The organism is Rhodococcus sp. PvR044, from assembly GCF_040548995.1.
GTDB lineage: Bacteria > Actinomycetota > Actinomycetes > Mycobacteriales > Mycobacteriaceae > Rhodococcus_G > Rhodococcus_G oryzae.
Genome location: NZ_JBEPSX010000006.1, coordinates 69,969 through 95,536 on the forward strand (window position 1 = coordinate 69,969; position 25,568 = coordinate 95,536).

General features: G+C 68.9%; 21 protein-coding genes. 13 read left to right on the forward strand and 8 right to left on the reverse strand.

Annotated elements, in window-relative coordinates:
• Nucleotides 1–17: 17 nt before the first annotated feature.
• The 3 genes from ABIC28_RS15465 to ABIC28_RS15475 all read right to left on the reverse strand — a co-directional run bounded on the left by ABIC28_RS15465 (nt 18) and on the right by ABIC28_RS15475 (nt 3,552).
• A complete protein-coding gene (locus ABIC28_RS15465; protein WP_354579676.1) occupies nt 18–1,202 on the reverse strand; it encodes an MFS transporter in 1,185 nt (394 codons plus the stop codon).
• Complete coding sequence (locus ABIC28_RS15470) at nt 1,203–2,435, reverse strand: cytochrome P450 (RefSeq protein WP_097210194.1); 1,233 nt, start codon at nt 2,433–2,435, stop codon at nt 1,203–1,205.
• A 439-nt stretch (nt 2,436–2,874) separates the two neighbouring features.
• Complete coding sequence (locus tag ABIC28_RS15475) at nt 2,875–3,552, reverse strand: hypothetical protein (RefSeq protein WP_269588534.1); 678 nt, start codon at nt 3,550–3,552, stop codon at nt 2,875–2,877.
• A gap of 114 nt (nt 3,553–3,666) precedes the next feature.
• Between ABIC28_RS15475 and ramB the strand changes: the two genes are divergently transcribed.
• The 10 genes from ramB (at nt 3,667) to ABIC28_RS15525 (ending at nt 14,308) form a co-directional block, all read left to right on the forward strand.
• Nucleotides 3,667–5,079, forward strand: a complete 1,413-nt coding sequence (gene ramB / locus ABIC28_RS15480; RefSeq protein ID WP_097210193.1) for an acetate metabolism transcriptional regulator RamB — start codon at nt 3,667–3,669, stop codon at nt 5,077–5,079.
• A gap of 331 nt (nt 5,080–5,410) precedes the next feature.
• Entirely contained in the window at nt 5,411–6,685 is a 1,275-nt protein-coding gene (urtA, locus tag ABIC28_RS15485; RefSeq protein ID WP_269588533.1) for an urea ABC transporter substrate-binding protein, read from the forward strand.
• Between the two features lie 48 nt (nt 6,686–6,733).
• Nucleotides 6,734–7,618, forward strand: a complete 885-nt coding sequence (gene urtB, locus ABIC28_RS15490; RefSeq protein ID WP_097210191.1) for an urea ABC transporter permease subunit UrtB — start codon at nt 6,734–6,736, stop codon at nt 7,616–7,618.
• Nucleotides 7,615–8,715 (forward strand): urea ABC transporter permease subunit UrtC, encoded by a 1,101-nt coding sequence (gene urtC / locus ABIC28_RS15495; protein WP_354579680.1) that lies wholly within the window; start codon nt 7,615–7,617, stop codon nt 8,713–8,715. The genes urtB and urtC overlap by 4 nt, the downstream gene beginning before the upstream one ends.
• Nucleotides 8,712–9,533, forward strand: coding sequence for an urea ABC transporter ATP-binding protein UrtD (urtD, locus tag ABIC28_RS15500; RefSeq protein WP_097210189.1), 822 nt, complete (start codon nt 8,712–8,714; stop codon nt 9,531–9,533). The genes urtC and urtD overlap by 4 nt, the downstream gene beginning before the upstream one ends.
• On the forward strand, nt 9,526–10,233 hold the full coding sequence (urtE, locus tag ABIC28_RS15505) for an urea ABC transporter ATP-binding subunit UrtE (protein WP_097210188.1): 708 nt from the start codon (nt 9,526–9,528) through the stop codon (nt 10,231–10,233). The genes urtD and urtE overlap by 8 nt, the downstream gene beginning before the upstream one ends.
• Before the next feature lie 2 nt (nt 10,234–10,235).
• On the forward strand, nt 10,236–10,946 hold the full coding sequence (locus tag ABIC28_RS15510; protein ID WP_097210187.1) for a GntR family transcriptional regulator: 711 nt from the start codon (nt 10,236–10,238) through the stop codon (nt 10,944–10,946).
• Nucleotides 10,947–11,107: 161 nt separating this feature from the next.
• A complete protein-coding gene (locus ABIC28_RS15515; protein WP_097210342.1) occupies nt 11,108–11,989 on the forward strand; it encodes an SDR family NAD(P)-dependent oxidoreductase in 882 nt (293 codons plus the stop codon).
• Nucleotides 11,986–12,525, forward strand: coding sequence for a carboxymuconolactone decarboxylase family protein (locus ABIC28_RS15520; protein ID WP_097210186.1), 540 nt, complete (start codon nt 11,986–11,988; stop codon nt 12,523–12,525). The genes ABIC28_RS15515 and ABIC28_RS15520 overlap by 4 nt, the downstream gene beginning before the upstream one ends.
• A 166-nt stretch (nt 12,526–12,691) precedes the next feature.
• Nucleotides 12,692–14,308 (forward strand): MFS transporter, encoded by a 1,617-nt coding sequence (locus ABIC28_RS15525; RefSeq protein ID WP_209928546.1) that lies wholly within the window; start codon nt 12,692–12,694, stop codon nt 14,306–14,308.
• 43 nt (nt 14,309–14,351) lie between these two features.
• Here the strand turns inward: ABIC28_RS15525 and ABIC28_RS15530 are convergent, their stop codons facing one another.
• Nucleotides 14,352–15,218, reverse strand: coding sequence for an SDR family oxidoreductase (locus ABIC28_RS15530; protein ID WP_354579684.1), 867 nt, complete (start codon nt 15,216–15,218; stop codon nt 14,352–14,354).
• 135 nt (nt 15,219–15,353) lie between these two features.
• Between ABIC28_RS15530 and ABIC28_RS15535 the strand changes: the two genes are divergently transcribed.
• Nucleotides 15,354–15,752 (forward strand): winged helix-turn-helix transcriptional regulator, encoded by a 399-nt coding sequence (locus tag ABIC28_RS15535; protein WP_077040576.1) that lies wholly within the window; start codon nt 15,354–15,356, stop codon nt 15,750–15,752.
• Between the two features lie 71 nt (nt 15,753–15,823).
• Here the strand turns inward: ABIC28_RS15535 and lpdA are convergent, their stop codons facing one another.
• Nucleotides 15,824–17,230 carry a dihydrolipoyl dehydrogenase gene (gene lpdA / locus ABIC28_RS15540; protein ID WP_077040575.1) on the reverse strand — a complete coding sequence of 469 codons (1,407 nt, stop codon included), beginning with the start codon at nt 17,228–17,230 and terminating at the stop codon, nt 15,824–15,826.
• 253 nt (nt 17,231–17,483) lie between these two features.
• On the opposite strand from lpdA, the gene ABIC28_RS15545 reads away from it, so the two are divergent.
• The gene (locus ABIC28_RS15545) at nt 17,484–18,512 is read left to right on the forward strand and encodes an alpha/beta hydrolase (protein WP_097210184.1); all 1,029 of its coding nucleotides are present in this window, start codon (nt 17,484–17,486) and stop codon (nt 18,510–18,512) included.
• Between the two features lie 82 nt (nt 18,513–18,594).
• Here ABIC28_RS15545 and ABIC28_RS15550 read toward each other — a convergent pair whose 3' ends face one another.
• Complete coding sequence (locus ABIC28_RS15550) at nt 18,595–20,226, reverse strand: acyl-CoA dehydrogenase family protein (RefSeq protein ID WP_097210183.1); 1,632 nt, start codon at nt 20,224–20,226, stop codon at nt 18,595–18,597.
• The gene (locus ABIC28_RS15555) at nt 20,223–20,969 is read right to left on the reverse strand and encodes a PaaX family transcriptional regulator C-terminal domain-containing protein (protein ID WP_097210182.1); all 747 of its coding nucleotides are present in this window, start codon (nt 20,967–20,969) and stop codon (nt 20,223–20,225) included. The genes ABIC28_RS15550 and ABIC28_RS15555 overlap by 4 nt, the downstream gene beginning before the upstream one ends.
• A 136-nt stretch (nt 20,970–21,105) precedes the next feature.
• On the opposite strand from ABIC28_RS15555, the gene ABIC28_RS15560 reads away from it, so the two are divergent.
• A complete protein-coding gene (locus ABIC28_RS15560) occupies nt 21,106–23,136 on the forward strand; it encodes a prolyl oligopeptidase family serine peptidase (protein ID WP_354579688.1) in 2,031 nt (676 codons plus the stop codon).
• On the opposite strand, the gene ABIC28_RS15565 is transcribed toward ABIC28_RS15560, so the two are convergent.
• On the reverse strand, nt 23,105–25,510 hold the full coding sequence (locus tag ABIC28_RS15565) for a serine/threonine-protein kinase (RefSeq protein ID WP_097210180.1): 2,406 nt from the start codon (nt 25,508–25,510) through the stop codon (nt 23,105–23,107). The two genes, ABIC28_RS15560 and ABIC28_RS15565, sit on opposite strands and share 32 nt — an antisense overlap.
• Nucleotides 25,511–25,568 lie beyond the last annotated feature (58 nt).

The following is a 25,568-nucleotide window of genomic DNA, read 5'->3' on the forward strand; positions in this document are numbered from 1 at the left end:
GCGGACACCGCCTGACGTCAGACCGTGCTCCGTACCGGCAGAGCCTGCGCGGGCGCCGAAACCCGCATGACACCGACGGCCGTGATGGCCGCACTCGCCGCGGCCGCGAGCCCCGCGGTCACCGCCGGGCCGAGCGGCGCCTGCAGCGCGCCTGCGACCATGAAACCGATCGGCATGCATACATTGGCGAGGGTCGCACCCAGTCCGGCGACGCGTCCGAGCATCGCTTCGGGCACCTGGGTCGCCACGAGGACATCCGCCCAGACGCTGCCCAATCGAATCGCGGCGCCGACGAGGAGCGCCACCCCTGCCATGACCGCAAACGGCGGAAAGAGGCTCAGCGCCACCAGGCCGATGCAGATCGCCCCCTGCGCCAGCAACGCCGACTGCGCTGCGCGAGAGGGAATCCGCCGTCCCAGCAGCCTCGTTGCGACGATGCCGCCGAGCGCGAACAGGGCCATGAGATAACCCTGGGCGCCCGCGAACCATCGATCGCCCGACCCCGCGTTCACGATCAGGAGCCAGGCCGGGACCGGGAGCGCTGTTTGTGCCGCCGACACCAGGATCACGGTCCGCAGCCACTGGCTGTCCCTGATGAATCGGAAACCCGCGCGCGTGTCCTGGACCAGCCCCGCGGGGGCGTCGGTTCGCGTCGGACTCGGAGCGAGCGCACCTGCGGCAGTGGCACCCACCGCAACGGCCGCGACAAGAAGAAATGCCGACACGGTGGGTCCGGTGGCCGAGATGAGCAGAGCCGCGGCCGCGGGCGACACCACCTGCACGGTGAGGCTCAGCGAATGCCAGGTCGCCAGCTGACCGGCCCGATCGTCGCGTGGAACCGAAAGATAGACCGCGGTTGCCGCGGCAGGCTGCGACAGCCCGCTACACACGCCCAGCGCGATCATCACGAGCAGAATGTGCAGCCCGCCTGCGAGCGCGGGAAGTACGGCAATCAGCGCGCAACGACCGGCATAGGTCGAAAGAATGATCGCCCGTTTGTCGAGCCTGTCCGCCAACGTGCCTGCAATGATCCCCGCTCCTAGGATTCCGACGCATCGAGCGCCGAACGCCAACGCAAGGAGCGCCGCATCTCCTCCGGCCGAAACGACCAGCGCCGCCGTTGTCACCACGATGGCGGAATCTGCGACGGGGCCGGCGAGAAGGAAAGCGAACCCCAGCCTGGACCGGAGTTGTCCGCGCATTCACGTGCCTTCCGGGAGGTAAAACCTCATCGAGAATCCTTCGGGGGTGAGGGTTCTGCGCTCGTTCACCTTCAGTTCGGCGCCCGACAGCTGAATTCGCATCGTGGAATTTCGGACGATCTCACCCAACACGGTCGACATCTCCCGCTCCGCGAACTTCGCGCCAACACACCATCGCGGCCCACCGCCGAATGGTATGAACTCGCCGCGCTCCGGCGCGGCGTCGATCCACCGCTCGGGCCTGAAGTCGCCACCGGTCGACGCGAAGGTGGGCGATACCCGGTGGGTGACCCAGCTGGACACCATCACCACGCTGCCCGCCTTCATTTCCCAGTCCCCGAAAGGGATGTCCTCGGCCGCGTCACGGCCCAACATCCACGAGGGCGGCCACAGGCGGAGCGTCTCCGACACCACGCGCGTGAGCGCGCCTGCGCCGCCCTCACCCCGCAGCTGCTCCTGGAGGGCGCTCCGCGCCCCGAGCTCGACCATCCCCCACAGGATGGCCGACGCCGGCACGCCGTGCGCAGCAAGGAGTGTCGAAATAATCATCTGCACAACATCTTTGAGCGGGAGGTCTGCCTGTCGCAGGTCATCACACAATCCGTCCGATCCGGGCGCCAGCGCCAGTTTCGCCACCGCCGATTCGAGAGTGCGCAACGCCCTGCGGACCCGCAGATCGGACGGCCGCCAGCGCAACCATCGGGGGAGGACGAAGGGACTCGCCGTGATCGGGAAGAGCGCGTCGAGAAGTTCTTGTGCGAGAGCAGGAATCTCGTCAGCGTTTCGAGTTCCAAAGCAGTACCGGGTGATAGACGTGGACGTGAGGATCTGCAAGGTGTCGATCAGCTCTCGATCGCCGACCGCCCTGCCCAACCAACTCCCGACGATCGCGTTTGTGTCATGTGCGAGTTCGACCTGGTGGTCCTCGAGACGCTGGCGCGATGCCAACGCCGCGGAGGCCGCCTTGCGTGACTTCATCCACCGCTGCACCGATTCGGATCCGAGGTCGCCCGACACCTTGCTTCTGAGAAAATTCTGGGTCGACAAGAACTTGCGATTCGACCCGACGAGTACGTCGTGTACCTCACGATGACCCGACACGAGGAAAGTTCCCGGCCAGAGTTCGACTATCGGACCGAGCGCCGCGGCGTCGAGCAGAAAGGCCAGCCGCCCGCGATCGTACGTCTCCGCCAGCCCGGCTCGCGATGTACCGAGGATTGGTGGCCGTGCCATTCACATCTCCTAATGAAAGTGCGGGCGGTCAAATCGAATTCGACCGCCCGCACTGTTGACCATTGTCAGGACCATTCGTACATGCCCGGCGCTTTTCGCGGCACAAAGCCGACGAGAGCGGCGACGGTGAACTTGATTCGACGCATTTCCTTACCTCCTTTCGTTCTCGAAGTGACATGAACAAGATTGAGCCATCGGCGCGGGGACCAGAAGACACCCAAGGTGTCGGATCTACCCACCCATCACCGGGCTAGTTCGGGCGCCTCGAGGGGTCGTTCGGTGAACTACGCGAGAATGGTCGGCGCTTCACCGCGAGTTCTGAAGGTAGAGAACGGAATCCGCGCACGGCAACGAGCCCGCGCGGCATCGGCGTCCGGGCGGGAGGGTCAGGGAAAGCGGGCGTGGGTGCGACCGAGTGGTCGCCGAGCGGAGGGGCGGACTACGGCGCCCTGTGCCCGAAGGTCAACGCCACGTCCCACGGCGCGACGCCCCAGGACTCGATGGCGGTCACCGCGAAGATCCCCGCGGCCTCGATGGTGTCCTCGGAGGTAGGCGAGGACACCGACGTTCCCGGCCTGCCGTCGTCAGGCACCTCCGGCCAGACCCCGGTGTCCCGCGGCACCGGCGCCGTCTCGATCACCGCCACCCGCTCCCCCTCGTCGTCGACGATCCCGAAGAAGCAGTACGGCTCGGGCGGCGCATCCCAGCCTCCGAGTTCCACCACCCAGTACTCGCCGCGCTCGACGGCGGACGCCGCGGCGGCGGCCAGGAACTGATCGAGGTCGGTCCAGGGGTTGCTCTCGGGGCGGACGGGGTCGCCCAGCCGGAACGCCCGGGTCTGAGCGTCCTCCGCGGATCCTGGGGACCCGTCCTGCACCAGCAGGGTGCCCGCCGCGGCGTCGAGGAGCACCGTCTCACGGAAGCGGTCGTCCGGCACGGAGGTACGAGCGATGAGCCCGCGCCCCAGCAGGTCACTGAGCCCGTCCGGGTCGTCGACGCTCCACAGCCTGGTCCCCTCCTCGGTCCACGTGCGCAGCAGCCCGCCCGAGACGGGGCTGAGCATCGCGGTGGCCAGGCTCGCCCCGACCTCGAGGCCTGCGGGCTGATCGTTCGTCATCGGCCCAGTGTCCCAGCGCGCCGCGTCGCCTCCTGCCCCGCGTGCCCCCTCGCGCGGAGCTAATCCTGCGAACCCATTGTTGCCAACCCCCGACACCCCTCGTAACCTGGAGAAATGGCGAAGACCTATGTCGGCGCGCGACTGCGTCAGCTACGCACCGAGCGGGCCATGAGCCAGGCCGCCCTGGCCCAGACGCTGGAGATCTCGGCGAGCTACCTCAACCAGATCGAGCACGACGTGCGGCCGCTCACCGTGCCCGTGCTGCTGCGGATCACCGAGGTCTTCGGGGTGGACACCACCTTCTTCTCCTCGCAGGACGACACCCGGCTGATCGCCGAGCTGCGGGAGGTCGCGCTCGACCAGGAGATGGGTATCGACTCGGATGCACAGGAGATCGCGGAGATGGTGTCCGCGCACCCGAGCCTGGCCAAGGCCATCGTGAACATGCACCGTCGCTACCGCAACACCACCGCGCAGCTGGCCGCGGCAACCGAGGACCGGTACAGCGACGGCAGCGGTAGCGGGTCGATCACGATGCCGCACGAGGAGGTGCGGGACTACTTCTATCAACGGCAGAACTACCTGCACGAGCTGGACACCGCCGCCGAGGAGCTCACCTCCCGGATGCGTTTCCACCGCGGCGACGTCGCAGGTGAGATCGCCAGGCGGCTCGAGAACGTCCACGACGTGCAGATCGTGCAGCGCATCGACCTCGGCGAGGGTGTGCTGCACCGCTACGACCCCGAGTCCCGCGTGCTGGAGATCTCCCCGCACCTGTCCGGCGGGCAGAAGGTGTTCAAGTTCGCCGCCGAGCTGGCCTACCTCGAGTGCGGGGATCTGCTGAACAAGATGGTCGACGAGGGGAACTTCACCTCGGAGTCGTCCCGATCGCTCGCCATCCTCGGGCTGGCCAACTACTTCGCCGCGGCAACCGTGCTGCCGTACACCCAGTTCCACGACATCGCCGAGGAATTCCGCTACGACATCGAGCGGTTGTCCGCCTTCTTCTCGCAGAGCTACGAGACCATCTGCCACCGGCTCTCCACCCTGCAGCGCCCGAAGCTCCGCGGCGTGCCGTTCTCCTTCGTCCGGGTCGACCGGGCGGGCAACATGTCGAAGCGGCAGTCCGCCACCGGCTTCCATTTCTCCTCCAGCGGCGGCACCTGCCCCCTGTGGAACGTGTACGAGACGTTCGGGTACCCCGGAAAGATCATGACCCAGATCGCGCAGATGCCGGACGGCCGCAGCTACCTGTGGGTGGCGCGGACCGTCGAGCGCAGAGCGGCCCGATACGGCCAGCCGGGCAAGACCTTTGCCATCGGCCTCGGCTGCGAGCTCCGGCACGCGCACCGCACCGTCTACGCGGATGGCCTCGACCTGGACAACCAGGCGGCTGCCACCCCGATCGGCGCCGGCTGCCGGGTGTGCGAGCGAATGAACTGCCCGCAGCGCGCCTTCCCCCCGCTCGGCAAGGAACTCGACATCAACGAGCACCGCAGCTCGGTGTCGCCGTACCTCATCCGCTGACTCCCGGCCAGCCCACCATCTCGACTGCCCACCCTCACCGCCGCCGCCCGCCGAGTGTGCAGTTATCGACGCCGCACTCGGCCGATGCCCCGGAAACTGCACACTCGGCGACGGCCCGAGCCGGCGAAACCGCTGCTCGGGCAGACCTGTTCACCTGCCGGTAATCCGGGACACAAACAAGTCACGCAGTGACATTCAGGCGCAACAACGCGCCCATATCGTCTGCGCTCACACGAATACAGCCCTGTATACGCATCGCGGATACAGGGCGTGTTCGGTGTGCGGCGCGCGCTGTCCGGCGGCCGCCTCCCCGACGAAGGAAAGGCTGTACATGTCCGTTTCTCGTAGGACCACGATCTCCAAGCGCGCCCTCGTTGCCCCGGCGGCCCTGGCCGCGGTCGGCCTGGTGCTCAGCGCGTGCGGCAGCAAGGCGGGCGACGAGACCGCCGCGTCCGGCACCACCGAATCCTGTGTGAACACCTCCGGCGACACCATCAAGGTGGGCTCGCTGAACTCGCTGTCCGGCACCATGGCGATCTCGGAGGTCACCGTCCGTGACTCCATCGCACTCGCCGTCGAGGAGATCAACAACTCCGGTGGCGTGCTGGGCAAGAAGATCGAGATCGTCGCCGAGGACGGCGCCTCCGAGCCGACGGTCTTCGCGGAGAAGGCCGAGAAGCTGATCAGCAGTGACTGTGTCGCAGCGGTTTTCGGCGGCTGGACCTCCTCGAGCCGCAAGGCCATGCTGCCCGTGTTCGAGGACAAGAACTCGCTCCTCTACTACCCCGTCCAGTACGAGGGCCTCGAGGACTCCAAGAACATCTTCTACACCGGCGCCACCACCAACCAGCAGATCATCCCGGCCCTGGACTACCTGAAGGAAAAGGGCGTGAAGTCGCTCTACCTGGTCGGTAGCGACTACGTGTTCCCGCAGACCGCGAACCGCGAGATCAAGGCCTACGCCGCCGCCAACGGCATCGAGATCAAGGGCGAGGACTACACGCCGCTCGGCTCCACCGACTTCTCCACCATCGTCAACAAGGTCCGGTCCGCGGACGCCGACGCCGTGTTCAACACGCTCAACGGCGACTCCAACGTCGCCTTTTTCCGCGAGTACACCAACGCCGGCCTCAAGGCCGCCGACATGCCCGTGGTCTCGGTCTCCATCGCCGAGGAGGAGGTGGCAGGAATCGGTGCGCAGAACATCGCGGGCCAGCTGACCGCCTGGAACTACTACCAGACCATCGACAGCCCGGAGAACAAGAAGTTCGTCGACGCCTACAAGGCCAAGTACGGCGCCACCAAGCCCACCTCGGACCCGATGGAGGCCGCCTACACCTCCGTCTACCTGTGGAAGAACACCGCGGAGAAGGCCAATTCCTTCGCCGTCGAGGACATCCAGAACGCCTCTGACGGAGTCACTTTCAACGCTCCCGAGGGGCTTGTGACGATCGACGGCGACAACCACCACATCACCAAGACCGCCCGCATCGGAGAGATCCGGCCCGACGGCCTCATCTACACCGTCTGGGACTCGGGCAGCCCGATCGAGCCCGACCCGTACCTGACCAGCTACTCCTGGGCCGAGAGCCTGGCCAGCAAGTAGCCGACCCGAGCAGCCGACGACAGAGAGTAGAGAGGACGGGCATTCGACATGGATGTCGTGATCGGACAGTTGTTCACCGGCCTGAGTATCGGGTCGATCCTGCTACTGGCAGCGCTGGGACTGTCACTGACCTTTGGCCAGATGGGCGTCATCAACATGGCCCACGGTGAATTCATCATGGCCGGGTCGTACACCGCCTACGTTGTGCAACAGGTGTTCTCGACGGCGGGGTCGTCCCTGCTGATCTCTCTGCTCGTCGGTTTCTTCGTCGGAGGGGCCATGGGGGTGCTGCTCGAGGTGACCCTCGTGCAGCGGATGTACCACCGCCCGCTCGACACCCTGCTGGTGACGTTCGGCGTTGGCTTGATCCTGCAGCAGCTCGCCCGCGACATCTTCGGGGCACCCGCCGTCAACGTGGTCGCCCCGGAGTGGCTCTCCGGCGGTGTCGACATCCTCGGCGCCGTCGTCCCGAAGACCCGCATCTTCATCCTGGTGCTCGCCGTCGTCTGCGTCGCGGTGCTCTCCGTCGCACTCAAGACCACCCCGATGGGGCGCCGGATCCGGGCCGTCGTACAGAACCGCGACCTCGCCGAGACGAGCGGAATCTCCAGCCGCAGAACCGATATCACCACCTTCTTCATCGGCTCGGGCCTGGCGGGCGTCGCGGGTGTGGCGTTGACCCTGATCGGCTCGACCAGCTCCACGGTCGGCCAGTACTACCTCATCGACGCGTTCCTGGTCGTGGTGGTCGGCGGCCTCGGACAGATCAAGGGCGCGGTGATCGCGGCGTTCGCCCTCGGCATCCTCAACTCCTACATCGAGTACTCGACGACCGCCTCGATCGCGAAGGTCATCCTGTTCGTGATCATCGTCGTCTTCCTCCAGGTGCGCCCGCAGGGCCTGTTCGCCGTGAAGACAAGGAGTCTCGTATGACCGGCATGCTCACCCGCTGGCGGCCGCTCGCCGGATTCGGTCTCGCCGCTCTGGTGCTGTTCGGCCTCGCTCCGGCTGTGCTCAGCGACTTCCGGCTGAATCTGCTCGGCAAGTTCCTCTGCTTCGCCATCGTCGCCGTCGGGATCGGATTGGCCTGGGGCCGAGGCGGAATGCTCACCCTCGGCCAGGGCGTCTTCTTCGGACTCGGCGCCTACATGATGGCCATGCACCTCAAGATCGCGGACGCCGAGCTCAAGGGCAACGACGTGCCCGACTTCATGCAGATCGCGGGGATCAGCGAGCTGCCCGGCTACTGGACGCCGTTCACCTCGCCGTTCGTCACCATCCTCGCGATCCTCGTGGTGCCCGCACTGGTCGCGTTCGTGCTCGGCCTCGGCGTGTTCAAGCGCCGGGTCAAGGGCGCCTACTTCGCCATCCTGTCGCAGGCGCTCGCAGCCGCCTTCGCGATCCTGCTGGTCGGCCAGCAAACGATCGGAGGCAGCAACGGGCTCAACAGGTTCCGTACCTTCTTCGGCTTCAACCTCAACGACCCCGCGAACAAGCGGATGTTGTTCTTCATCGCCGCCGGTGTGCTGCTCCTGGTCGTCGCGCTGACCCGGCAGCTGATGTACAGCCGCTACGGCGAACTGCTGGTCGCGGTCCGGGACCAGGAGGAGCGGGTCCGGTTCCTCGGCTACGACCCGGCGAACATCAAGGTCGTCGCGTACGTGGTCGCGGCCTTCTTCGCCGGCATCGCCGGGGCCCTGTTCGTCCCCATCGTCGGCATCATCTCCCCCGCCGACGTCGGTATCGTCCCCTCGATCGCGTTCCTCATCGGCGTCGCGATCGGCGGCCGCGCCACCCTGCTCGGTCCGGTGCTCGGCGCCATCGGGGTCGCATGGGCGCAGTCCACCCTGTCCGAGAACTTCCCCTCCGGCTGGATCTACGCCCAGGGCTTGCTGTTCATCGTGGTGGTCGGCTTCTTCCCCGCGGGCGTCGCCGGACTGATCGAGCTGATCCGGCGCCGAAAGCCGCGCGCCGACGCCCCCCGTGACGAGACCCCCGATGCCCTTCCCGAACTCGAGGTGGCCCGATGACCAACGCGACAGCTCCCGTGTTCGGCGGCAACGCCGGAATGTCCAGCCAGTACCTCGAGGTCCGGGACCTGCGGGTGACGTTCGACGGGTTCACCGCCGTCGACGGGGTGGACCTGACCCTGATGCAGGGCGACCTGCGCTTCCTCATCGGCCCCAACGGCGCGGGCAAGACCACCCTGGTCGACGCGATCACCGGCCTGGTGCCCGCGACCGGCTCGGTCGCCAAGTCGGGCGTGGAACTGATCGGCAAGAAGGTGCACAAGATCGCCCGGCTCGGCGTCGGCCGAACCTTCCAGACGGCAAGCGTTTTCGAGCAGCTCAGCGTCCTGCAGAACCTTGACATCGCGGCCGGCGCGGGTCGCTCCGCGCTGACCCTGCTCCGTCGCCGCGGCTCCGTCAGCCCGCAGATCGAGGAGGCGCTCGAGATCACCGGCCTCGGCCACCTGCGCGACAAGCCTGCGGGCATCCTCGCGCACGGGCAGAAGCAGTGGCTCGAGATCGGCATGCTGCTGGTGCAGAACGCCGACGTGCTGCTGCTCGACGAACCCGTCGCGGGTATGAGTCACGACGAACGCGAGGAGACCGGAAATCTGCTGCGGCGCATCGGCGGTGAGCGAACGGTTGTCGTCGTCGAGCACGACATGGACTTCATGCGCGCGTTCGCCACCTCCGTCACCGTGCTGCACGCGGGCAAGGTCCTCGCCGAGGGCACGGTGGAGGAGGTCCAGGCCGACCCGAAGGTGCAGCAGGTCTACCTCGGCACCGCCTCCGCCGCCGAGCCCGAGCCCACCGCCACGAAGGAGACCGAGAATGCTTGAGCTGAGGGACGTTCGCGCCGGCTACGGGCGCACCGAGGTCATCCACGGCGTGACCGTCGAGGTGCCGGCCGACGGGGTGGCCGCGGTGATGGGACACAACGGGGCAGGCAAGACCACCCTGCTCCGGTCCGCGGTCGGGCTGCTGAAGATCAACTCGGGCCAGGTGCTGTTCGACGGCGAGGACGTCAGCAAGCTGCGCCCCAGCGCAAGGGTGGCCCGAGGCCTGGCCTATGTCCCGCAGGGACAGCAGTCCTTCGGGCAGCTCACCACCGCGGAGAACCTGCAGGTCGTGGCCGACGGTCGCAAGCGGGGACGGGCGCTGATCGACGAATCACTCGACCTGTTTCCCGCCCTCAAGGGCCTGCTCACGCGGCGGGCCGGGCTGCTCTCCGGCGGCCAGCGCCAGCAGCTCGCGATCGCCCGCGCCCTGATCACCGAGCCCCGGATGCTCATCCTGGACGAACCGACCGAGGGCATCCAGCCGTCCGTGGTCGCCGAGATCGAGAGCACCATCGTCGAGCTCACCGGCCGTGGCGGTCTCGGTGTGCTGCTGGTGGAACAGCACATCGGCTTCGCCCTGCAGGCGGCGCAGAGCTACTACGTGCTCGAATCCGGACGGATCACCTCGACCGGCGAGGGCGGCCGCGGCGTCCGTTCGCCAGGCGCGGAGTCCGCAGTCCGCGCGGCGATGGCCATCTGACCATGGCCGCGAGATCGCGGGCGCGTCAGGAACATTCACACCTGGGAGAGCAGGTGTACCGGGCGCTCCGCGATGACCTGGTCTGTGGGCGGTTCAGCCCGCTCGACCGCCTGGGCGAGGAGCGCCTCGCCGAGCTGTACGGCGTCTCCCGCACCCCCGTGCGGGAGGCACTGGCCAGGTTGCTGTCGGAGGAGCTCGTCGCCCGCGAGGACGGCGGGCTGTTCCCGTACCGGCCGAGGTTCGAGGACCTGCACGGGCTGTACGAGCTCCGGATGACCGTCGAGCTGAGGGGCATCGACCGGGTCATCGAGGACCGCAGGCTCGAACACGCGCAGGACATCCTGCGCGCCGAGCTCGAGCGCTGGATCCGGATGCGGGCGGAACCACCGGCGTCGGGCCCGGACTTCATCGCGAGCGACGAGGCCTTCCACACCGCGCTGCTGCGGGCCTCGGGCAATCCGGCACTGAGCGAGGCGCTCGACTCGGTGCACAGCAAACTGCGCCCGGTGCGCCGGCTGGACCCATGGACCCCCGAACGCGTCCGCGCCACCATCGACTCGCACCTGAAGATCGTGCGCGGCCTGCTCGCCGGGGACCTGGGGCCCGCGGCCGGGGAGCTGCACCTGCACCTGATCCGGTCCAGGGACCTGGTCGTCGAGCGCACCGGCCAGGCGGTGGCCAGCTCCGCGATGGCCCGCGCGATCCGCGAGTAGCCGCCCGCGAGCGTGCACCTACGGTCGCCCGCTCCCGGGCGATGCCCCGACACCTGCACACTCGGCGGGACCGGCCGGACCGCGAATGTCCGCCGCTCGCGGGGACGTCCGGTGTAGCGTTTTACTACCGTTGAGTAAGGACACAGAGGGTGTGGAACGCGATGGCAAGAAGTCTCGAGGAGGGGCTGGCTGGGCGCCGCGTCCTGATCACCGGCGCGGCAAGGAGCATCGGGGCCGCCCTCGCCAAGCGGCTGCACGCCCACGGCGCGAAGGTCGGCCTGCTGGGACTCGAGCGTGAACTGCTCGAGCAGGTGGCGACGGCATGCGGGAACGCGCCGTGGCGCTACTGCGACGTGCGCGACCACACCCAGGTCGACGCGGCCGTCGCCGGGATCGTCGACGAACTGGGCGGGCTCGACGTGGTGATCGCCAACGCCGGTGTGGGGGCGCAGCTGCCGATGCTCGGCGGCGACCCGGCCGTCATGCAGCGCATCGTCGACGTCAACCTGATGGGCACCTACTACACCCTGCGCGCGGCGGGCGAGCATATCGGACACCGCGACGGGTACGCGCTGATCATCACCTCCGGGGCCGTCGGGGCACAGCTCCCCCTGCTCGGGGCGTACAGCGCGACGGCGGCCGCGGCGGAGGCGCTCGGCAACACTCTGCGGGTGGAGATGCGCCACCTCGGTACCCGCGTCGGCGTCGGATATCTGGGTGAGATCGACACCGACATGATCTCGATCGGCTTCGACACGGCCGCCGCGGACAAGATCAAGTGGTCGGGCATGTTCACCGCGATGTCTCCGCTCGAGGTCGCGATCACCGCCTTCGAGAAGGGAATTGCCCGGCGCCGCAAGCGGATCTACGCGCCGGGCTGGGTCGGCGGGCTGCTGCACTGCCGGATGGCGGCGCAGCGGATCGTCGAGCTCCGGCCGCAGCCGCACATGGCGCAGGCGCTGGCCATCGCGCGGACCGAGCACACCAGGTACACCACCGCGCAACCCGAGCTGCCGCTCCGTCTCTCGGACAGCGCCCGGTGAGCGCGCGGATCACCCCGGGCCGGCTGCGCCAGCTCGGGCCGATCAACTGGGTGGTGTGGCGGGTGCTGTCGACGGTCTCGGGCACCCCTGACGCGCAGCTGTTCAGCACGCTCGGCCGCACCAAGGGCACCTTCCGGGGCTGGCTGCACTTCGGCGCGGGACTGATGCCGGGCGGCCGGATCTCCCGGCACGAGACCGAGCTGATCATCTTGCGCGTCGCGCACCTGCGCGGCTGCGACTACGAGATGGACCACCACATCCGGCTGGGCACGCGGGCCGGGGTGACCCCCGAGCTGCTCGACCGGGTGCTGGCCGGGCCGGAGGCACCCGGCTGGAGCAATCGGCAGCGGGCGATGCTGGCGGCGGTCGACACGCTGGTCGCCACGAAGGACCTCGACGACGCGCACTGGTCGGCGCTGGCCGCGCATCTCGACGAGCGCCGGATGATCGAGTTCCTCCTGCTGGTCGGCCAGTACGACATGCTCGCCACCACGATCGGCACGCTGCGCCTGGACCGGGACACCTTCCGCCGGTAGTCCCGCAGTGTTCACACCCGCGTGCCCAGGGCAAGCCCGGACGGCCCCGATGTGACGATGACAACCCGACCAGCCGTTTTCATTGACCGTCGATTGCGGCCGTCGGTAGCGTCCGGCCTCTTGGGCCGAGACGCGAGTCCGTGCCTCCTGACGGCGGGAATTCAGCATGTCCACTGGCACACGGGACCTCGACGACGACGTCGCGGGATCCGCGATCACCGACAACCCGAACCACGAACGGCGCTGGCTGGTGCTGTGCATCGTCGCGCTCGCGCAGCTCACCGTGGTCCTCGACGGCACCATCGTCTCGATCGCGCTGCCCGACGCCCAGGTCGAGCTGGGCATCAGCGACTCCGACCGCCAGTGGGTGGTCACGGCGTACGCGCTCGCGTTCGGCGCGCTGCTGCTGCTCGGCGGCCGCGTCGCCGACTACTGGGGGCGCAAGCGCTCGTTCATGGTCGGCATGGCCGGCTTCGCGATCGCGTCCGCGATCGGCGGCTTCGCCCAGAACGGAATGCAGCTGTTCACCGCCCGCGCCCTGCAGGGCGTGTTCGCGGCGCTGCTCGCCCCTGCCGCGCTGGCCATCCTCACCACCACCTTCATCGGCGAGAAGGAACGTGCCAAGGCCTTCGCCGTGTTCGGCGCGATCTCCGGCGGCGGCGCCGCCATCGGCCTGCTGCTCGGCGGCTTCCTCACCCAGTACGTCGACTGGCGCTGGTGCCTGCTGGTGAACATCCCCGTCGCGATCTTCGCGATCGCCGTCACCGCGCCGATCGTCCGGGAGACCAAGGCGCACGGCGATACCAGCTACGACATCCCCGGCACCGTGCTCATCGCGATCGGCCTCGGCTCCCTGGTCTACGGCTTCACCCAGGCGGAGAAGCACGGCTGGGCCTCCACGCAGACCGTCGGGTTCATCGGGCTCGGGTTGGCCGCGCTTGCGGCCTTCGTGCTGGTCGAGAAGCGCTCGAAGAACCCGTTGTTGCCGCTGTCGGTGCCGTGGCACCGCGACCGCGGCGCCGCGTTCATCGGCTCGATGCTGGTGGGTTCCGCGCTGCTCGGCGGCACCCTGTACCTGACCTTCTACCTCCAGATCGTGCTCGGCTTCAGCCCGGTGGCCGCCGGCTTCGGCTCGCTGCCGATGGCGATCTTCATCGTGATGGCCGCGGGCATCTCGGCCAACCTGAGCACCAAGATCGGGCCGAAGCCGCTGATGATCGCGGGTCCGCTGATCGCGGCGATCGGGCTGACGCTGCTGACGCAGATCGGGGTGGAGACCTCGTACTGGACTCACGTCTTCCCCGGGCTGGCGACCTTCGGGTTCGGCCTGGGCCTGCTGATGGTGCCGATGCAGAACCTGTCGCTGATCGGCGTCAAGGATCACGACGCCGGGGCGGCGAGCGCGCTGGCCAACGCCACCATCCAGATCGGCGGGGCGCTCGGCACCGCGCTGTTCACCACGATCTACGTCTCCGCGAAGTCCGCGTGGAGCGCCGCCAATGCCGCCCCGACCGCGCCCGCGGGCGTACCCGCGAGCGCGATCCCGGCGGACCTGGCCACGGCCGTGCCGCCGACCGCGGAGGAACTGGCGGTGCTGCCGGCCTCGGTGCAGGAGTTCATCGGCTCGCTCAAGGAATACGCGTTCACCGCGGAGGTCTCCGGCTACGCGCAGGTCTTCGGCTGGGCAGCTGCGCTGATCGCGGTGATCACGCCGCTGGTGGTCGTGCTGGTCCGCGCGAAGAAGGGCGATCTGCCCGACGAGGCGCCTGTCGGGATGCACTAGGCGGCTGCGCCGCCTGTGCGCGGTTGACGAGTGCAGGGACTCGTCAACCGCGCACGGGCGCGGAGCGCCTCAGCACCTCGGCGACCGGGGTGGACGAGCGGCCGATCAGCGTCTGCAGGTCGCCGCTGGTGGTGTCCAACGCCCCGGCCTTGATGCCTGCGTCCGAGTTCGCGAGCATCCCCGCGTAGACCGCGGGCAGGCCCGCACTCTCGAGGGCGGCACCGAACTGCTCCTCCGAGAGATCCTGGTAGGCAACGGTCTTGCCCGCCGCCGCGGAGATCTTCGTGGCCAGCTCTGCGAGGGTCAGGCGCTCGTCGCCGCCGAGCTCGTACACCTTGCCTGCCTGGCCGTCCGAGAGCAGCACGACGGCCGCGGCCTCGGCGTAGTCGGCCCGCGCCGCGGCCGCGACCCGGCCGTCGCCCGCGGCTCCGGCCAGCACCCCGCGCTCGATCGTGCCCGGGAGGTCGGTGGTGTAGTTCTCCCAGTACCAGCCGTTGCGGAGGAGGGCGTGCTCGATACCCGAGGCGGCCATGACCTCCTCGGTGGCCTTGTGCTCCTGAGCCAGGGTCAGCGCGCTGTTCGCGGCGTCGAGTACGGAGGTGTAGGCGACGAACGCCACGCCCGCGGTCTTGGCCGCCTCGATGACGTTGGTGTGCTGCGGTAGCCGCTGACCGACCTCGCTGCTCGAGATCAGCAGCAGCTTGTCGACACCGGCAAGCGCGCTCTCGAGAGCCGCCCCGTCCGTGTAGTCGGCCGCACGCACCTGCACGCCCTTCGCGGCGAGGTCGGCGGCCTTGCCCGGGTCGCGGACCACGGCGACCAGGTCGCCCGCGTCGGCTCTGCGCGCCAGCAGGGATTCGACGACGAGGCGGCCGAGGTGTCCGGTGGCGCCGGTGATGGCGATGGTCATGTGCACTCCTGGGTGTCGCGAGTCAGTTGAGTTGACGCTTCAAACAAACCGTCCGCGTCCATCATGCACTTATTTTCCGTAAGTGCAACCGATAGTGTTAGCGCTGCGGTATCGGTGGGTAGTAATCTGGCGTCCATGACCGCCCCCGACCTGCCGCGCCCTGCCGACGCGGACCCGAGCCTGGAATCCGACGTGTTCGCCCGTGGCTGCACCTCGCGCCCGGTTCTCCAGGACATCACCGGACGGTGGGGAACGCTCGCCCTGGCGGCCCTGGCCGAGGGCCCGTTCCGCTTCAGCGCGTTGCGGCGACGCGTGGACGGGGTCAGCGAGCGGATGCTCTCCCAGACGCTGCAGGCGCTCGAGCGGGACGGCCTGGTGCTCCGCGAGGTCCTCGGGACCATTCCCCCGAAGGTCGAGTACAGCCTCACCGACCTCGGCGCCGAGGTCGCGGCGCAGCTGACCAGCCTGATCCACCTGGTCGAAACCCGGATGCCGACGATCACCGAGGCGCAGGCGCACTACGACGCCCGCTGACCCGCTCCGGCCGAAACGACAGAGGGGGCGTCCGGCACACGGCCGGACCCCCCCTCTGGGTCGGAGCTGGGTCAGAAGTTGATCATGTGTCCCGCGAGGCCGTGGATGGCCTCCTGCAGGGCCTCGCTCAGCGTCGGGTGCGTGTGCACGTTGCGCGCGAGCTCGTTGACCGTCAGGTCCCACTTCTGGGCGAGGGTCAGCTCGGGCAGCAGCTCGGACACGTCTGGGCCGATCAGGTGGCCGCCGAGCAGCTCGCCGTACTTGGTGTCGGCGATGAGCTTGACAAAGCCGTTCGGGTCGGCCAGGCCGTGGGCCTTGCCGTTGGCGGTGAACGGGAAGGTCGCGACCTTGATGTCGTACCCCTCCGCCTTGGCCTGCTCCTCGGTGAGACCGAAGCTGGCCACCTGCGGCTGGCAGAACGTGGCGCGCGGCATCATCCGGTAGTCGCCCAGCTCGAGGGTCTCGGCGTTGCCGATCGTCTCGGCCGCGACCACACCCTGCGCCTCGGCGACGTGGGCGAGCTGCAGCTTCGCGGTGACGTCACCGATGGCGTAGATGCCGGGCACGTTGGTGCGCATCCGCTCGTCGATGGCGATGGCGCCGCGGTCGGTGAGCGCGACACCGGTGCTCTCGAGGCCGTAGCCGGTGACGTTCGGCGCGAAGCCGATCGCCTGCAGCACCTTGTCCACGACGACGGTCTCGACCTCGTCGCTGCCGTTCTTGGCCATGGTGACGGTGACGCCCGCCGCGCCGTTGTCGGTGACCGACTGCACGCCGGTCGAGGTCTTGATCTCGATGCCGTACTTCTTGTAGCGCTTCGCGATCTCCTTGGAGACGTCCGCGTCCTCCATCGGCAGTGCGCGGTCGAGGAACTCGACGATCGTCACCTTCACGCCGTAGTTGTGCAGGACGTAGGCGAACTCCATGCCGATCGCGCCCGCGCCGACGATGAGGATCGAGCCGGGCAGCTCGCTGGTGAGGATCTGCTCCTCGTAGGTCACCACGTTCGCGCTGACGGCGGTGCCGGGCAGCATCCGGGTGGTGGTGCCGGTCGCGATGATGACGTTGTCGAACGTGACGGTCTCGGTGGTCCCGTCGGACTTGGCCACCGAGATGGTCTTGGCGTCGGTGAAGGTGCCGCGACCGTCGTACTCGGTGATCTTGTTCTTCTTCATCAGGAAGTGCACGCCCTTGACGCGGCCGTCCGCGACCGAGCGGCTCCGCGTGAAGGCGGCCCCGAAGTCGAAGCTCACATCTCCCGAGATGCCAAAGGTCTTGGCCTCGTTGTGGAAGATGTGGGCGAGTTCCGCGTTGCGGAGCAGCGCCTTGGAGGGGATGCAGCCCACGTTCAGGCAGACACCGCCCCAGTACTTCTCTTCGATGATGGCGGTTTTCAGTCCGAGTTGTGCCGCGCGGATAGCAGCGACGTACCCACCGGGACCGGCCCCGAGAACAACGACGTCATAGTGTGAGGTCACGATTGCCCAGGGTAGACCCGCGACGATTCGCTGTCCCGCCATGGTCTGGTTACCCATCGGTAGCAGGCCGGGAATCCCCCCGAGATCCGCCCTACCTGCGAATTCACTCGGTGCGGTGGCTGGCGACCTGACCCCTCGGGTAAAAATGGAGATGGCCCCGTCCGACGTGGCCAGGTGAACGACGTCCGATTTACCCGAATCGCGTAACGCCCGAGTTCGGTGAACCGACGAATCAACAGTGAAGGTTTCTCGCATGCGTCCTCAGACATCCCGCCGCGGCCGCCTCGTCGCGGCGGCGATCGCGCTCACCGTGTTGCCGATGCTGGTGAGCCCGGCCCTCGCACCCGCGGCGCCGGCCACCGCGCAGTCGGAGTCCGGATCGAAGCTCGAGCGGATCGAGAAGAACTCCGACCGCAAGGTGACCGCATACGTGTACTCGGCGGCGATGGACCAGGTGATCCCGGTCGAGGTGATCACCCCCGCCGACACCAGCGCGCCCCGCCCGAGCCTGTACCTGCTCAACGGCGCGGGCGGCGGCGAGGACCGCGCCACCTGGCAGAAGCAGACCGACGTGATGAGCTTCTTCGCCGACAAGAACGTCAACGTGGTCACCCCGATCGGCGGTGCCTTCAGCTACTACACCGACTGGCAGAAGGACGACCCGAAGCTGGGTCGCAACAAGTGGCAGACCTTCCTGACCAAGGAACTGCCGCCGATCATCGACGACGCCTTCGACACCACCGGCGTCAACTCGATCGCGGGCATCTCGATGGCGGGCACCTCGGTGCTCAACCTCGCGATCGCGGCCCCGCACCTGTACAAGAGCGTCGGCGCCTACAGCGGCTGCGCGGAGACCAGCACCGACGCTGGCAAGTTCTACGTCCGCACGGTCGTCGAGTCCCGCGGCGGCGCCGAGGCCACCAACATGTGGGGCCCGTACGACGGCCCGGGCTGGGCCGAGAACGACCCGGTCGTCAACGCCGAGAAGCTGCGCGGCATCAAGCTGTTCGTCTCCTCGTCGAGCGGCCTGCCCGGCGACCACGACAACCTGGCGAACCCCGCCGTCAACGGCAGGGTCGACACGCTGGCCAACCAGGTGATCGTCGGCGGCATGATCGAGGCCGCGGTCAACCAGTGCACGCACAACCTCCAGGGCAGGCTGGGCCAGCTGGGCATCCCGGCGACCTTCGACTTCCGCCCCGCGGGCACCCACTCCTGGGGTTACTGGCAGGACGACCTGCACGAGTCGTGGCCGATGCTCGCCGAGTCCATCGGCCTGTGACGCCCCGCGCCTGACCGAGAAAGGGCCCCGCACCGTGTGGTGCGGGGCCCTTTTCATGCGCTACGCGGCGCGCAGCTGCGGACTACGCGGGGGTGGGGACGACGCGCTCGATGATCGGCGCGAGGTCGAGGCCGGTGGGCAGGGTGCCGTAGACCGTGCCCCAGTCGCCGGCGAGGCGGGTGGCGAGGAAGGCATCGGCGACCGCCGGATTGCCCGACCGGACCAGCAGCGAGCCCTGCAGCGCCAGTGCCAGCCGGCCGACCACGACGCGGGAGCGGTACTCGAGGTCGGTGAGGTCGGTGAACTGCGCCTTCAGTGCGGCGACGTAGGCGTCGTACCGGGGGTCCGCCCCGGCCGCGGCGTCGAGCTCGTCGAAGAACACCCCGAGGACCTCGGGCTGCTTGGCCAGGGCGCGCAGGGTGTCCAGGGCGGCGACGTTGCCGCTGCCCTCCCAGATCGATCCGAGGGGGGCCTCGCGGTAGAGCCGCGGCATCCCGGACTCCTCGATGAAACCGTTGCCGCCCAGGCATTCCAACGCCTCCGCGGCGTGGCCCGGACCGCGCTTGCAGACGTAGTACTTCGACACGGCCAGGCCGAGGCGGCGCAGCAGTGCGGCACGCTGGTCGCCCCGGAGTGCGGCATCGGTCTGCGAGGCCAGCCACAGCGCGACCGTGGTGGACGCCTCCGCCTCGACGGCGAGGTCGGCGATCACGTTGCGCATCAACGGCTTGTCGATCAGCAGGCCACCGAACGCGCTGCGATGCGCGGCGTGGTGGGCGGCCTGCCCCACCGCCTCGCGCATCAGTGCCGCGGCGCCGAGCGTGCAGTCCAGGCGGGTCATGTTGACCATCTCGATGATGGTCCGCACCCCACGCCCCTCCTCGCCGAGCCGCCACCCGATGGCGTTGTCGTACTCGACCTCGCTGCTGGCGTTGGACCGGTTGCCCAGCTTGTCCTTGAGTCGTTGCAGCGCAATGGTGTTCATGCTGCCGTCCGGCAGCACCCGCGGCAGCACGAAGCAGGTCAGCCCGCCCGGCGCCTGCGCGAGGGTGAGCAGGATGTCCGACATCGGCGCCGAGGTGAACCACTTGTGCCCGACGATCCGGTAGCTGCCGTCCTGATGCGGAGTGGCGGTGGTGGTGTTGGCCCGGACGTCCGAGCCGCCCTGCTTCTCGGTCATCGACATGCCGGCGATCAGACCCCGCTTGAGCGCGGTCGGGGCGACGGACGGGTCGTACTGGTCGTTGGCGAGCAGCGGCTCGAACTCGGATGACAGCTTCTCGTCCGCCCGAAGCGCCGGGACGGCGGCATAGGTCATCGAGATGGGGCAGCCGTGTCCGGCGTCGGTCACCTGCCAGGCGGTGAACTTCGCGGCCCGGATCAGGTGTGCGTTGTCGCGCTTGTCGCGCCACGGTGCGCCGTGCAGACCGAACCCGATCGCGTGCCGCATCAGGTCGTGATAGGCCGGGTCGTAGTCGACCCGGTCGACCCGGTTTCCGTAGCGGTCGTGCGTGCGCAGGATCGGCGGGTGCGCCTCGGCGCGGTCGCCGAGTTCCTTGGCGTACGCGCTGCCCGCGAGGGTGCCGACCTCGTGGACCTCGGCAAGCGCGTCGGCGGCGCCCGCGGCGGTCAGGATCTCGTCGAACAGCGGGTGCCCGGCGGTGTCGTAATCCACCAGCGGCGGAACCTGGTTGGTCACCTCGTGTGTCTTCACAGCTTGCCCCTCACTTCCTCGCGCATGGCCAGTTCGGCGAACTGGGTTCGGTAATCGTCATAGGCCCAACGCAATTCGTCGGCGGGCCAGTTCTCGGGGAGCAGCTCGTCTGGCAGTGCCGGGTCGGTGCGCAGGTGCCGCACGGCCGCGGCCGCGGCCATGAACCGCTCCTGGGACTGCCCCGGCACCGACAGGGCGCCGAGGATGAGCCCGGCCTCGGCAGACCAGGCGTCGAGGTCCCACAGTTGCCCGATCAAGGCGCCGGGATCCTCGGGGACCGCGGCGAACCGGTGCACCTCGTCGAGCCGCGGCAGGTCGTGCCCGGTCAGGTTGGCCGGTCGCATCCACACCCCTTCCCGCAGCTCGGCGTACCGATGCTCGGCGAGGGTGGTGCGCAGCATGCCGCGCGCCCCGGCCTCCCGGCCGGACACCACGACGACCACCATGTCCCAGCGGCCGTCGAACGGGACCCGCCTCGGGTTGACCAGCGCCTCCTGCAGGGCCTGCCGCTCCAGGTGTCTGGCCCCGAGCAGGTACATCGAGTCCTTCGTGACCAGGTCGCCCGCCGCCACCATCCGCGACAGCGCGGCGCGCATGGTCGACGGCGCGACGCCGAACATCTCCCCGGTGCGGGCGATCTCGCGCGCCGACATCCGGGCCGGGCGCATGCCAAGGAGCAGGCTCAGCGCCACCGACCGTGCGGTCATCGGCGGCGTGAGCTCGACGAGCGTGCGGACCGGCATGGGACCTCCTCGCCGCTGTTGCAGAATCACAACAGCTGTCTCAAATGTGTAGCACTCCGAGGGGCGGATGGGAACCCCCGCCGACGCGCGGTCCCCTCCTGCGCGCGGATCCGCACGTCAGGGGTATCAATGAACAATGGCTTCCGACCTGCACGACCCCTACCTCTGGCTCGAAGACGTCACCGCCGAGCCCGCACTGGACTGGGTACGCGAGCGCAACGGCCGCACCACCGGCGAGTTCACCGAGAACGCCGGGTTCGAGGACCTGCAGACGCGGATCCGGGCGGTGTTCGACACCGATGCCCGCATCCCGTACGTCCGGCTCCGCGGCGAATACCTCTACAACTTCTGGCGCGACTCCGAGCACGTTCGCGGCCTCTGGCGACGGACGACGATGGACGAGTACCGCACCGACGCCCCGAACTGGGACCTGCTGGTCGACGTCGACGAGCTCGCCGAACGCGACGGCGAGAACTGGGTGTGGTCCGGCGCGCAGGTGCTGCGCCCCGGCCAGGAGCGCGCACTGATCAGCCTGTCGCGGGGCGGCGCCGACGCCACGGTGACCCGCGAGTTCGATCTGGAACGACGCTGCTTCGTCGAACCGTCCGAAGGCGGCTTCTTCCTGCCCGAGGCCAAGACCGACATCGGCTGGATCGACGTGGACACGGTGTACGTCGGCACCGACCTCGGGCCGGGCACGCTCACCGATTCCGGCTACCCGCGGATCGCCAAGCGCTGGACCCGCGGCACCGACATCGCCGAGGCCGTCACCGTGTTCGAGGGCGAGCAGACCGACGTCGCGGTGTCCGCCTGGTACGACCGCACCCCCGGGTTCGAGCGCAGCTTCGTCGAGCAGTCCATCGACTTCTACAACTCCCGGCGCTTCCAGCTGATGGGCGACGGCACCCTGGTGCGGATCGAGACGCCCGAGGACGCAGGCCTCTCCGTGCATCGGGAATGGCTGCTGATCCGCACCAGGTCCGCCTGGTCCGTCGCCGGGCACGAGCACCCGGCCGGCACCCTGCTGGCCGCCCGGTACGAGGACTATCTCGCCGGATCTCGGGACCTGACGGTGCTTTTCGCGCCCGACGCCCACACCTCGCTCGAGCAGTACGTGTGGACCCGCAACCACCTGCTGCTGGTGACACTGTCCGACGTGCAGACCCAGCTGCGGGTGCGGACACCGGGACCCGCCGGCTGGACGGACGTGCCGCTCGAGGGGGTCTCCGAGCTCACCACCACCGACATCCTGGACGTGGATCCGGTCGAGGGCGACGAGTTCTTCCTCAACTCGAGCGGGTACCTCACGCCCGCGACGCTGCTGCACGGCATGGTCGGCGAGCAGATCGAGGTGCTCAAGCAGTCGCCCTCGTTCTTCGACGCGGATTCGCTCGCGGTCGCCCAGCACTTCGCGGTGTCCGAGGACGGCACCCGGATCCCCTACTTCGTGGTGCGCGGGAAGGACGCCGAACCCGGACCGACGCTGCTGTACGGCTACGGCGGTTTCGAGAACTCGATGACGCCTGCGTACAGCGGCTCGACCGGCCTGGCCTGGCTGGAGCGGGGCGGCACCTATGTGGTCGCCAACATCCGCGGCGGCGGCGAGTACGGGCCCGAGTGGCACACGCAGGCACTGAAGGCCGGGCGGCACAAGGTTTTCGAGGACTTCGCCGCCGTCGCGCGGGACCTCGTCGAACGCGGGATCACCACGCCCGCCCAGCTGGGCGCCCAGGGCGGCAGCAACGGCGGGCTGCTGATGGGTGTGATGCTCACCCGCTACCCGGAACTGTTCGGTGCCATCGTCTGCCAGGTTCCGTTGCTGGACATGCGCCGCTATCACCTGCTGCTGGCGGGCGCGTCCTGGATGGCCGAGTACGGCGACCCCGACGACCCGGCCGAATGGGAGTACATCTCCCGATACTCGCCGTACCAGAACACCGACTCGGAGGCGGCGTATCCGCCGGTCCTGATCGCGACGTCGACGCGTGACGACCGGGTGCATCCCGGCCACGCCAGGAAGATGGCCGCGCGACTCGAGGAGCAGGGGCACCGGACCTGGTACTACGAGAACATCGAGGGCGGGCACGGCGGCGCCTCCGACAACGCCCAGCTGGCGTTCAAGACGGCGCTGACGTTCACGTTCCTCGGGTCACAACTGGGGCTCTGATCGTGCGCTCATGCCGGGGCGTCTGGACAGACTCCGGGGCCTCGATCTCGGCGGCATAGCCGCGGGCGCCGCCCAGCGACACCACCCGGGTCAGCGCCCGCAGGTCGCCCTCGACCCACCGGAACAGTTGGTACACACCGATGAACGCGATGATGCCGCCGATGCACAGCGCGCGGACTGTGGCGTTGACCGTGTTGCCGGGCTCGGCCCCGACGAAGCTGAGCCCGGCGACGCCCACCAGTGGAACCGATGCGGCCACCGCGACGTAACGGGTGGTGATCCGGCCGAGCGCCCGCAGGTCGCGACCGTCGGCGCTGCCGATCTCCCCGTGCGACAACAGGATCGGGTACACACAGCGCACCGCGTAGAAGGTGAGGATGAAGAACGGGTACGCGACGGCCACCGCCCCGCAGACCGCGAGCGAGGCGATCAGGTGCGAATAGGCCTGCGACGGAATACCACCCGCCGCGGCCTGCAGGACGATCGGGTAGCCGACCCCGGCGACCACCCAGAGCACGAAGGCGACCACGACGGCCCGGTGCCCCAGATTCAGGGTCGCGGTGCGCGCCCTGGCCAGGATCTCGGGGGCGTACCGCTGCCCCCGCCGTAGACCGCGCGGGACGATCAGCGCGAGCCGGCACCAGTAGAGGATGAGGAACGCGCCGAGGGGGAAGGCCAGGCCGCCCACGATCAGGTGGACCTGTTCGAGATGGTCCTGGGCCTCCGGCGAGAGCTCGGAGATGATCAGCGCCTTGTTGTAGTAGTAGTTGTAGCCCGCGGCCAGCAGGTTCGGGATGCCGATCGCGGCCAGCAGGATCGGGAGCGACCACCGCGACAGCGTCGACCGCCAGCTCCCTGGACGCGGATCGACGAGGTCGCGGGCGTGTGGATCCAGGCACAGCGCGAACTGGCGTGCCAACTTACGGCCGCTCGACCAGCGGTCGGCGGGATCGAAGGCCAGGGACGTCATCAGCACCCGGCGCAGGGCGGCCGGGCAGTCGGCCGGGAGCCGGGCCCTGGCGTCCGGATCGACCCCGCCGCGCCGGATCGCGAGCACCTCGCCCGGCGACACTTGCGATCCGCCCGCAGGGGCGTCCGCGAACGGGCGGACCCCGGTCAGCAGCTCCCACAGCATCACCCCGAGCGCGTAGATGTCGCTGCGGGTGTCGATCGGCGGCGCGCTCGCGGCCGATTCCGGGGACACCGCGGCCAGCTGCTCCGGCGCCATGTACGCGACAGATCCGCCGACGAAGCCGGACCGGCCGGCCGGGTCGGTGCTGTCGCTGGAGCTGACGTTGAAGTCGGCGAGCTTCGGGACGCCCTCGACGCTCAGCAGCACGTTGGCCGGCTTGATGTCGCGGTGCAGCACGCCGTGGGCGCACGCGTACTCGAGCGCGTCGGCCAGCCGCAGCCCGATCCACGCCACGGTCTCCGGCCACGAGAGCTCCGCGATCTCGGCGCGCACGCTGGACTCGCTCGGCCCGATCTCTCCCTTGCCCGCGAGGACCTTGTCGATCGAATCGAGCAGGAGCTGACCGCTCCGTCGCTCGGGCGGGGTCGCGCGGACGAGTTTGACCACATCCAGCAGCGTGCCACCGGACACGTACTCCATGACCAGCACCCGCAACTGCCGGTCCTCGAACAGCCTCTGGTCGAAGACCCGGACGATGTACGGGTGGTCGAGCTGGGCGAGGGTCTGTGGCTCGCTGCCGACGTTGCGGGAGATCTTCAGCGCCGCGGGGCGCAGCATGGACAGCTGCCGGGCCAGGAACACCCGGGCGAACGCACCGTGCCCGAGCTCCGCGATCAGTTCGAAGTCGTCCAGCTGCTGCCCGACCGCGAACTCGGCGTTCTCGGGCAGGTCGATCGGGACGGGCGCACCGCGGCGTCCCGGCAGATCGTGCTCGCGCAGCCATTCGAACCGGTCGGCCTGCTGCGGGAAGCCGCGCAGGTACTCCTCCGGCTCGACGCTCGCCCCGCTGGCGCGGCGCACCCGATACTCCTCGTACACGAGCTCGGGCGGCAGCGGCTCCGCGAGCAGCTCGGGGAACTCCCGGCAGTAGTCGGCGATTCGTTTCGGCTGGCCACCGCGCAACCACCGGTACTCGAGATCGACCATGATCAGGTCGATCAGCGCCGCACGCCGGATCGCGGCCGCGTTCGGCAGGTAGTCCGACAGGTCGGACGGGGACCGGGTCGACTCCCAGTCGGCGACCAGGCGCCGCACGCCGGTGTCGACGACCAGCCCCGCTTCCGGGCGGGTGCCGGTCGAGTCGGAGACGGCCGAGCTCACGTACACGGCGGTGCCGGGGGCCTCCTCGGTCAGCGGCCCGCTTGCGATCGTCGCGTCACTCGGGGGAACGGGTTCATCCATGGCGGATCGGTTCCGAGCCGACCGCACGGTGCGGGCGGGTCGTGGTGATCACATCCAG